Here is a 9,197-nt window from a genome sequence, read left to right as displayed (position 1 = left end):
CGCGCCCGCCATCAGCTCCTTGAGGCTGCTCGCCTCGGCAAGCAGGCGGTCGAGATCCTGCGAGCGCTGGTTCGCGCGCGGCCCGATGACGAGCGGCAGGTCGGGCATCGTCGCGATGGTGACGGGTTCGAGCACGACGCCATTTTCGTCGATCAGCGACAGGCGGCCCGCATGCTGCCAGATCGCCGCCGGGGTGCGCTCGACGATGTCGACGACGAGCGTGTCGGGCAGGCGGCGCGAGACGCGCGCATCCTTGATCCAGCCATATTTCATCAGGTCGGCGCGCACCCCTTCGAGGTCGAGCGCCGCCATCGAGCGGTCCTTCTGCGCGAGCGCGATGTCATAGACCTTGAGACGGTCGATGCGGTCGGCGCCGACGACCTCGACCTTCTTGACCTGGAAGCCCGCGCGGCCGACCGCCTGGGCATATTCCTCCTGCACTTTCGCCGTCACGCCGGTCGCGTGCGCAGCAAGGCCGACGACGGCGAAGAGGCCGAGGCCGATCGTCCAGTTGGCGACCTGCTGGAGCCGTTGCGGGCTGATCGGCAGCGCGTTGATGACGGCATCGACCCGCGAGGTGCGGATCGTCTTGCGCTTCTTCGGCGCGCGCGCCGGGCGGCGCGGGGCCGATGTCGGCCGCTTGATCTTCTGGCTCATAATGCTTCCCCCACGATGCGTTCGACCAGTTCCGCATAATCCATGCCGATCGCGCGTGCCTGTTCGGGCACGAGGCTGAGCGGCGTCATCCCCGGCTGGGTATTGACCTCGAGCAGGAAGATTCCCGCGAGGCCATGTTCGTCGTCCCAGCGGAAGTCCGAGCGCGATGCGCCCTTGCAGCCGAGCAGGCGGTGCGCCTGAACCGCAAGGTCCTTCATGCGCTGCGCAACGTCGTCGGGGACTTCGGCGGGGCAGACATGCTCGGTCAGCCCGTCGGTATATTTAGCGTCATAGTCGTAGAAGCCCGACTTCACGCGCAATTCGGTGACGCCGAGCGCCTGGTCGCCAAGTACCGCGACGGTCAGTTCGCGGCCCTTGATGAAGGGTTCAGCAAGCAGGCGGTCGAATTCCTGCCACGGTCCCACCGCACCGCGCGCGATCGGGTTGCCGTAATTGCTGCCGTCCTTGACGATCGCGACCCCGACCGACGAGCCTTCGTTGACGGGCTTCAGGACATAGGGGCGCGGCAGCGGATCGACCGAGAACAGGCTTTCGCTGTCGACCATCGTGCCGGCCGGCATCGGGATACCGTGCGGGACGAGCGCCTGCTTGGTGAGCTCCTTGTCGATCGCGATCACCGAGGTGACGAGGCCGCTGTGCGTATATTTGAGCCCCATCAGGTCGAGCATGCCCTGCACCGTGCCGTCCTCACCGGGCACGCCGTGGAGCGCATTGAACACGACGTCGGGCTTCGCCTCGGCAAGCCGCAACGCGACATCGCGGTCCATGTCGATGCGCGTGACTTTATGCCCACGCGATTCCAGCGCGTCGGCGACGCCCTTCCCGCTCATCAGCGACACTTCGCGCTCGGCGGACCAACCGCCCAGCAGGACGGCGACATGCCACGGACCACGGCTCACTTCATGACTCCTACATTTTCCTTTGGCGCTCCGGCAAAAATGCCTACGCGCTGAATTTCCCACTGCAGGTCGACGCCGCTCTTGGCTTTCACGCGGCGACGGACTTCCTCGCCGAGCGCTTCGATATCGGCGCTTGTCGCCTCACCCGCGTTGATGAGGAAATTGGTGTGCTTCTCGCTGACCTGCGCGCCGCCGACCGCGAAACCGCGGCAGCCGGCCTCGTCGACGAGTTGCCAGGCCTTGTGGCCATCGGGGTTCTTGAAGGTCGAGCCGCCGGTTTTCGACCGCAGCGGTTGCGACGCCTCGCGGCTCGCTGAGATTCGGTCCATTTCGGCTTGGATAGCGGCGGGTTCGCCGGGGCGGCCACGGAAGGTCGCGCCGACGACGACCGCACCTTCAGGCAGTTCGCTGTGGCGATAGGTGTAGCCGAGGTCGGCAAGCGCGAGCGTGCGGCGCTCGCCCGAACGCAGCACGATATCGGCGTCGATGAGGATATCCTTGACCTCGCCCCCATAGGCGCCGCCGTTCATGCGCACGAAGCCGCCGACGGTGCCGGGAATCGAACGGAGGAACTCCATGCCCGCGATACCCGCGTCGCGCGCGGTCGAGGAGACGAGGATGCCCGACGCGCCCCCACCGCAGCGCAGCGTCGTGGCGTCGATGGCTTCGACTTTCGCGAAAGCCTTGCCAAGCCGGACGACGACGCCCGGAAAGCCGCCGTCGCGCACGATCAGGTTCGACCCGAGGCCGAGCGCCATCACCGGCACGGCGGGATCGAGGTCACGAAGAAAATCGGAAAGATCGTCGGCATCCTTCGGCTCGAACAGCCAGTCGGCGGGGCCGCCCGACTTGAACCAGACGAGCGGCGCCAGCGGCGCCTTTTCTGTCAGCTTGCCGCGAACGGCCGGGAGGGTGGCGGTCGCGGTCACGCGCTCTCCACCGCCGCGGCGAGGCCCGCCGCCATCTTGGTGATGTCGCCCGCGCCGAGGCAGATGATCTTGTCGCCCGCGCCGAGGTCGCCCGCAGCGATCGACTGGGCGATGGCCGCAGCCAGCGCTGCCGCGTCGGCGACGGTCGACGCCTGCCGATGCCCGCGGTCGCGCAGGCCCGCGACGAGCGTGTCCGACGACACGCCCTCGATCGGCGTCTCGCCCGCGGTGTAGACCGGCAGCGCGAGCACGATGTCGGCGTCGTTAAACGCCTGCTGAAAATCGTCCATATGGTCGCGCAGGCGGGTGAAGCGGTGCGGCTGGACCACCGCGACGACACGGCCCGCGCCGACGCCCTCGCGCGCCGCCGACAGCACCGCACGGATTTCGACCGGGTGGTGGGCATAATCGTCGATGACGGTGACAATCCCCTCGCCCGCCGCGATCTCCCCGACCTTGGTGAAGCGGCGCTTGACCCCGGCGAAGCCATTGAACCCCGAGGCGATCTTTTCGTCCGAAACGCCCATGTGCAGCGCGACCGCGATCGCGGCGAGCGCATTCTGGACATTGTGGCGCCCCGACATCGGCAGGTGGATGCCCTCGATCGTCCGGCTGTTGCCGTCGCGGTCGCGCACGACGACGTCGAAGCGGTTGCCGTCGGGGCCGGGCGTCACATTGGTGCCGCGCACGTCGGCCTGCGCCGAGAAGCCATAGGTCACGATGCGGCGGTCGCGGATGCGCGGGATGATCGCCTGCACCTCGGGATGGTCGAGGCAGAGCATCGCCGCGCCGTAGAAGGGGACGTTCTCGATAAACTCGACGAAGGCGTCCTTGATGGCGTCGAAGCTGCCATAATGGTCGAGATGTTCGGGATCGATGTTGGTGACGACCGCGATCGTGCCGTCGAGGCGCAGGAAGCTGCCGTCGCTCTCGTCAGCCTCGACGACCATCCAGTCCGACGCGCCGAGCCGCGCGTTCGAGCCATAATTGTTGATGATGCCGCCGTTGATGACGGTCGGGTCGATCCCGCCCGCGTCGAGCAGCGCGGCGACGAGGCTGGTCGTCGTCGTCTTGCCGTGCGTGCCCGCGATGGCGACGGTCGATTTGAGCCGCATCAGTTCGGCGAGCATTTCGGCGCGGCGGACGATCGGGATGCGCTGCGCGAGCGCGGCCTCGACCTCGGGGTTGCCGCGCTTGACCGCAGTCGAGGTGACGACGACCGCCACGCCGTCGACGTTCGACGCCTCATGCCCGATGCTGACCTTGATCCCGCGCTTGCGCAGACCCTCGATCACATAGCCGTCGGCGATATCGCTGCCTTGCACCTGATAGCCGAGATTGTGCATCACCTCGGCAATGCCCGACATGCCGATGCCGCCGATGCCGATGAAGTGGATGGTGCCGATGTCGGTCGCGACGCCGCGCATCATTCGCCTCCCGAACGGGTGCGGGTCGCGGCGATGCCGCCCGCAACCGCCGCGCTGCGCGCGCTCGCGCCGACGCGGATGACGTCCATCATCGGCGGCGCGGCGAGCGATTCGACGAGGTCGGCAAGATCACGCGTCGCGTCGGGAAGCCCGCAGCTCGCGGCGCGGGCCGCGGCCTCCTCGAGCGCGCCTGGTTCGAGCGCCATGCGCTGGATCTGCTTGGCGAGCGCCGCGGCGGTGAAGTCGGGCTGCGCGAAGGACACCGCCCCGCCCGCCTCGACGAGATCGGCGACATTCCAGCTCTGATGATCATCCATCGCGTGCGGATAGGGCACGAACACCGCCGGGCGCCCCGCACAGGCCAACTCGGCGACGGTCGACGCGCCCGCGCGCGCGATCACCAGATGCGCCCAGCGCATGCGGTCGGGAATGTCGGCAAAATAAGGCGCGCATTCGGCGGCGACGCCGAGTTCGGCGTATTTGGCGCGCACGCCCTCGATATCGGACTCGCGCGCCTGCTGCACGATCTGCAGCCGGTCGAGCAGCGCGCGCGGCAGCATCGCGATCGCGGCGGGAACGACATCGCTGAGCACGGTCGCGCCCAAACTTCCACCCACCACAAGCAGGCGCATGATCCCGTCCTCGGGGAAAGGCGGATAGCCTTCCTCGCGGATCGCGATGACCTCTTCGCGTACCGGATTACCGGTGAGGTGGCGCTTGAGCGCCAAAGCCTCGGGGAAACGGTGGATGTTGCGATAGGCGACCGCGATCGCATCGACGCGCCCCGCCATCAGCCGGTTCGTGCGGCCGAGCACCGCATTTTGTTCGTGGATCACGGTCGGCCGCTTGGTCGCCTTGGCCGCGAGCAGGCTGGGGAGCGAGGGATAGCCGCCGAAACCGACGACGACCGCGGGGTCGAATTCGTCGATCAGGTCGATGCCCATGCGGCGGCCCTTGCGGATCGCGAGCGCCGCCTTGACCCAGCCGATCGGGCCGCCATGGACGCGCCCGGCGGGCAGAACATGCGTTTCGAGTTCCGCGGGGGCGCCGGGAATCTTGAGCCCGCGATCGTCGCTGACCAGCGCGACGCGGTGGCCGCGCGAAATCAGCTCGCCCGCGAGCGCATAAGCGGGAAGCATATGGCCGCCGGTACCCCCGGCGGCGAGAAGATAGTGACGCGTGGCGGTCATTTACGGGCCGTCATTTTTTGTTCCAGTTGCGGGTCATCGATACCCTTGCGGCATAGGGGTTCCGCCGGGTCAGCGACAAGAGCAAACCCATGCCGATCGACAGCGCGATCATCGAGGAGCCACCGTAGCTGATGAAGGGCAAGGTCATGCCCTTCGACGGGAAAAGCTGGGTGTTCACCGCCATGTTGATCACCGCCTGCCCGCCGAATTGTGCGACGAGGCCGGCGACGGCGAGGATCAGGAAGCTGTCCTCCTCATCGAGCAGGCGAACGAGGACGCGGACAATGATCGCGAGATAGAGGATCGCGATCGCCATGCACGCGATCATACCGAATTCCTCGCCGATCACCGAGAAGATGTAGTCGGTGTGCGCCTCGGGCAGCTGGAACTTGGCAAGGCCCGCGCCCGGGCCGGTGCCGATCAGCCCGCCGGCGGTCAGCGTCGCATGCGCCTTGTCGACCTGGAAGCTGTCGCCCTCGGCGAACAGCCAGATGTTGATGCGCTGCTGCGCGACCGGATAGAAGAAATAGGCGAGCACGATGCCCGCAAGCCCGCTCGCCGCGAGCATGCCCATGATCCGCATCGAAAGCCCCGCGACGAGCACGAGCACCAGCAGCGTCGCGACGAAGATGATCGTCTGTCCGAGGTCGGGCTGGCCCATCAGGAGCAGCGCGATGATGCCGGTGAACACGAAGGCCAACGGGACGACGGGCAGGCTCTGGTCGTGGAGCCGCAGCGAAAGCACCCACGCGAGCGATACCGCGAAAAAGGGCTTGAGGAATTCCGACGGCTGGAGGCGGAACATGCCGCTGCCGAGCCAGCGCTGCGCGCCGTTCACCTCGGTCCCGACCAGGGGCACGAGGAAGAGCAGCGCCATGAAGACGATCGTGCCATAGATGGCAAAACGCCGCGCCTGCGCCTTGGGCAGCATCGAGACGCCGAGCATCACCGGCACGCCGACGATCACCCACATCAGCTGGCGATAGAAATAATAGAGCGGGTCGAGGCTGGCGGTCGAGGTCGAGAGCTTTTGCGCCGCGACCGGCGAGGCGGCGGTCACCGCGACGAGGCCGACCGCGATCAGCATCGACACGAGCAGCAGCAGCACGCGGTCGATTTCCCAGAACCACAGGCCGAGCGGGGTGCGGTCGGCGCGGCTGAGCCGCGGCCCGCGCCGCTTGCTGCTGCGCGTCGTGGCGATGACCGGCCGTTCGTTCGTCGCGTCCATATTGTCGAGCCCCCCGCTCATGCCCCCAAAGCCTTGACCAGCGCACGAAAGCGGTCGCCGCGATCCTCGAAACTCTTGAACTGGTCGAACGACGCGCAGGCCGGCGACAGCAGCACGATGTCACCCGGTGCGGCGGCGGCGGCGGCCTGCGCGACCGCGCTCGCAAGGTCGCCGGAGCGGTCGACTGGCACCGCGTCGCCGATCTCGGCCGCGAAGCCGTCCATCGCCTCGCCGATCAGATAGGCGCGCTTGACGTTGGGGAACCAGGGACGACAAGCCGCCAGCCCGTCGCCCTTGGCCTTGCCCCCGGCGATCCAGTGAAGACGCTGGTCCGGCGCCGGCGGAAAGGCCGCCAGCGCCGGTGCAGCGGAAGCCGCGTTGGTCGCCTTGCTGTCGTTGAACCAGCGGACGCCAGCGACCTCGCCGACCAATTCCATGCGATGCGGCAGCGCCTTGTAGGTGGCGAGGCCGGTTTCGATCTGTTCGTCGTCGAGCCCAAGGGTGCGGCACACCGCGATCGCGCAGACGGCGTTCTGCGCGTTGTGCGGACCCTGCAGTGCGGGCCAGCGCGCCTGGTCGGCGGGGTCGATGTCCTTCGCCGAGACGCGGTGAAGGCGGTGGTTGATGCGCCCCGCGATGATCTTCGACGGGTCGTCGTCGACCGCGACGATCGCGACCTGGTCGCGGTGCTGGAGGCTGAACAGCCGCGCCTTCGACGCCGCATAGCCCGCAAAACCGTCATAGCGGTCGAGATGGTCGGGGGTGATATTGGTGAGCAGCGCGACGTCGCACGCGAGGCTGTGCGACAGGTCGATCTGGTAGCTCGACAGTTCGAGCACATAGACCCCGCCTTCGGGGAGCGGATCGCGCGACAGGATCGGCAGGCCGATATTACCGCCCATCAGCGTCGGGATGCCCGCGCTCTCGAGCATGTGCGTGACGAGCGCGGTGACGGTCGACTTGCCGTTGGTGCCGGTGATGCCGACGAGCTTGTGCGCGGGCAGTTCGGCCTGCGCCTCGGCGAAGAGTTCGACGTCGCCGATGATCGGCACATGCGCCTCGCGCGCGTGCGCGGCGATCGGGTGGCGGTTCAGCGGCACGCCCGGCGACACGACCACGCCCGCGAAACCGATGAGGTCGATGTCGAGCGGGTCGCCAATGTCGGCGCCGAGCGCCATCGCCTCGTCGCGCGCATCCTCGCGGTCGTCCCACGCGGTGACGCCCGCGCCGCTGGCGACGAGCGCCTCGACGGTGGCCAGCCCCGAGCGCGCCAGCCCCAGCACCGCATAGCGGCGACCGGCAAAGACGCGCGATGTGATCACCGGAGCTTGAGCGTCGCAAGCCCTGCAAGCGCGAGAACGATCGACACGATCCAGAAACGGATCACGACGGTCGATTCGGGCCAGCCGAGCTGCTCGAAATGATGATGGATGGGGGCCATGCGGAAGACGCGCTTGCCGGTACGCTTGTACCAGAAGACCTGGATGATCACCGACAGCGCCTCGACCACGAACAGCCCGCCGATGATGACGAGGACAAGTTCGTGCTGCGCGGTGACCGCGATGGTCGCGAGCGCGCCGCCCAAGGCGAGGCTGCCGGTATCGCCCATGAACACCGCCGCCGGCGGCGCGTTGAACCACAGGAAGGCGAGGCAGGCGCCGATGATCGCGGCGGCGAAGATCGCAAGCTCGCCTGCGCCGGGGACGTGCGGGATGCCGAGATATTCGGCGAATTTCACGTTGCCCGAGAGATAGACGATGACGAGGAACGCAAGGCTCGCGATGATCACCGGAAAGGTCGCAAGCCCGTCGAGCCCGTCGGTGAGGTTCACCGCATTGCCGAAGCCGACGATCATCACCATCGCGAAGACATAATAGAGCGGCCCGAGTTCGAGCACGATGCCGCTGAAAAAGGGCAGGTACAGGTCGGTGCCGGTGCGCGACACGATCAGGAACACCGCGACCCCCGCGATGACGAATTCGATCAGCAGGCGGATGCGGCCCGGAATGCCGCGATGGCTGGCCTTGGTGACCTTATCGAGATCGTCGAGGAAGCCGACGACCGCGAAGCCGCCGGTGACGAACAGGCACGCCCAGACGAAGCGGTTCGACAAGTCCATCCAGAGCAGCGCCGAAATCATCAGCGAAATCAGGATCATCAGCCCGCCCATCGTTGGCGTGCCCTTTTTCGCGAGATGGCTTTGCGGGCCATCCTCGCGGATCGGCTGGCCCTTGCCCTGCCGCATGCGCAGCATCAGGATGAAGCGCGGGCCGATCCACAATCCGATGATCAGCGCGGTCGCGACCGCGGCGCCCGAGCGGAAGCTCAGATAGCGGATAAGATTGAGAACCCCCGGAAAGCCAAGCCATTCCGCCAGCCAGTACAGCATCAAATTTCCCCGTTGGTCAGCGCCGTCACCAGATGCGACAGGCCAACGCTGTTCGACCCCTTGACCAGCACGGCGTCGCCGGCGCGGATCAAGTCCTTCAGCCGCTCTCTGGCGGCCCGATGGTCGGGCACATGCGCGAAATCGATACGCCCCTCAAGCGCTTTGGCAAGCGGCGCCATCTCTTCGCCGACGAGCAGGGCGAATTGCACGCCTGCTGCGACGAGTGGAGCGGCGAGCCCCGCATGATAGGCCTCCCCGCCCGGTCCGAGCTCCTTCATCGCGCCGAGAATCGCGACGCGGCGGTCGCCGGATTCGCTGCCAAGCTGGTCGATCGTCGCGACCATCGAGGCGGGATTGGCGTTATAGCTTTCGTCGATGAGCAGGATGTGGCCGCCGCCCGCGACGGGCAGGCGGTGCCGCGCGCCGCGCCCGGCGAGCCCAGCCATTTCGGCAAAGG

General features: G+C 67.3%; 9 protein-coding genes. All 9 read right to left on the bottom strand.

Going from position 1 to position 9,197, the window contains the following annotated elements:
• Positions 1–657: cell division protein FtsQ/DivIB (locus B1A78_RS18390; protein WP_256839274.1), on the bottom strand; the 657-nt coding region annotated here is incomplete at its 3' end.
• The gene (locus tag B1A78_RS18385) at positions 654–1,577 is read right to left on the bottom strand and encodes a D-alanine--D-alanine ligase (RefSeq protein ID WP_077148355.1); all 924 of its coding nucleotides are present in this window, start codon (positions 1,575–1,577) and stop codon (positions 654–656) included. The genes B1A78_RS18390 and B1A78_RS18385, both read right to left, overlap by 4 nt.
• Positions 1,574–2,506, bottom strand: a complete 933-nt coding sequence (gene murB / locus B1A78_RS18380) for a UDP-N-acetylmuramate dehydrogenase (protein WP_077148354.1) — start codon at positions 2,504–2,506, stop codon at positions 1,574–1,576. Before murB ends, B1A78_RS18385 begins: the two co-directional genes overlap by 4 nt.
• Positions 2,503–3,933 (bottom strand): UDP-N-acetylmuramate--L-alanine ligase, encoded by a 1,431-nt coding sequence (murC, locus tag B1A78_RS18375; RefSeq protein WP_077148357.1) that lies wholly within the window; start codon positions 3,931–3,933, stop codon positions 2,503–2,505. The genes murB and murC overlap by 4 nt, the downstream gene beginning before the upstream one ends.
• Positions 3,933–5,123 carry an undecaprenyldiphospho-muramoylpentapeptide beta-N-acetylglucosaminyltransferase gene (gene murG, locus B1A78_RS18370; protein WP_077148353.1) on the bottom strand — a complete coding sequence of 397 codons (1,191 nt, stop codon included), beginning with the start codon at positions 5,121–5,123 and terminating at the stop codon, positions 3,933–3,935. The genes murC and murG overlap by 1 nt, the downstream gene beginning before the upstream one ends.
• A 10-nt stretch (positions 5,124–5,133) precedes the next feature.
• On the bottom strand, positions 5,134–6,372 hold the full coding sequence (locus B1A78_RS18365; RefSeq protein WP_144037896.1) for an FtsW/RodA/SpoVE family cell cycle protein: 1,239 nt from the start codon (positions 6,370–6,372) through the stop codon (positions 5,134–5,136).
• Positions 6,369–7,673: a UDP-N-acetylmuramoyl-L-alanine--D-glutamate ligase gene (gene murD / locus B1A78_RS18360; RefSeq protein ID WP_077148352.1), complete on the bottom strand. Its 1,305-nt coding sequence runs from the start codon at positions 7,671–7,673 to the stop codon at positions 6,369–6,371. Before murD ends, B1A78_RS18365 begins: the two co-directional genes overlap by 4 nt.
• Positions 7,670–8,740: a phospho-N-acetylmuramoyl-pentapeptide-transferase gene (gene mraY / locus B1A78_RS18355; RefSeq protein ID WP_077148351.1), complete on the bottom strand. Its 1,071-nt coding sequence runs from the start codon at positions 8,738–8,740 to the stop codon at positions 7,670–7,672. The genes murD and mraY overlap by 4 nt, the downstream gene beginning before the upstream one ends.
• The coding region (locus B1A78_RS18350; RefSeq protein WP_306171660.1) for a glutamate ligase domain-containing protein at positions 8,740–9,197 on the bottom strand (458 nt) is incomplete at its 5' end. The genes B1A78_RS18350 and mraY, both read right to left, overlap by 1 nt.

The sequence above is a fragment of the Sphingopyxis sp. KK2 genome (genome assembly GCF_001990265.1).
GTDB lineage: Bacteria > Pseudomonadota > Alphaproteobacteria > Sphingomonadales > Sphingomonadaceae > Sphingopyxis.
This window is presented reverse-complemented; position numbering and strand designations above follow the sequence as displayed.

What these genes read in the sequence shown, in the direction of transcription:
- murC (WP_077148357.1), bottom strand. Translation starts at nt 3,933, where the DNA reads ATGCGCGGCGTCGCGACCGACATCGGCACCATCCACTTCATCGGCATC.
- murG (WP_077148353.1), bottom strand. Translation starts at nt 5,123, where the DNA reads ATGACCGCCACGCGTCACTATCTTCTCGCCGCCGGGGGTACCGGCGGC.
- B1A78_RS18365 (WP_144037896.1), bottom strand. Translation starts at nt 6,372, where the DNA reads ATGAGCGGGGGGCTCGACAATATGGACGCGACGAACGAACGGCCGGTC.
- mraY (WP_077148351.1), bottom strand. Translation starts at nt 8,740, where the DNA reads ATGCTGTACTGGCTGGCGGAATGGCTTGGCTTTCCGGGGGTTCTCAAT.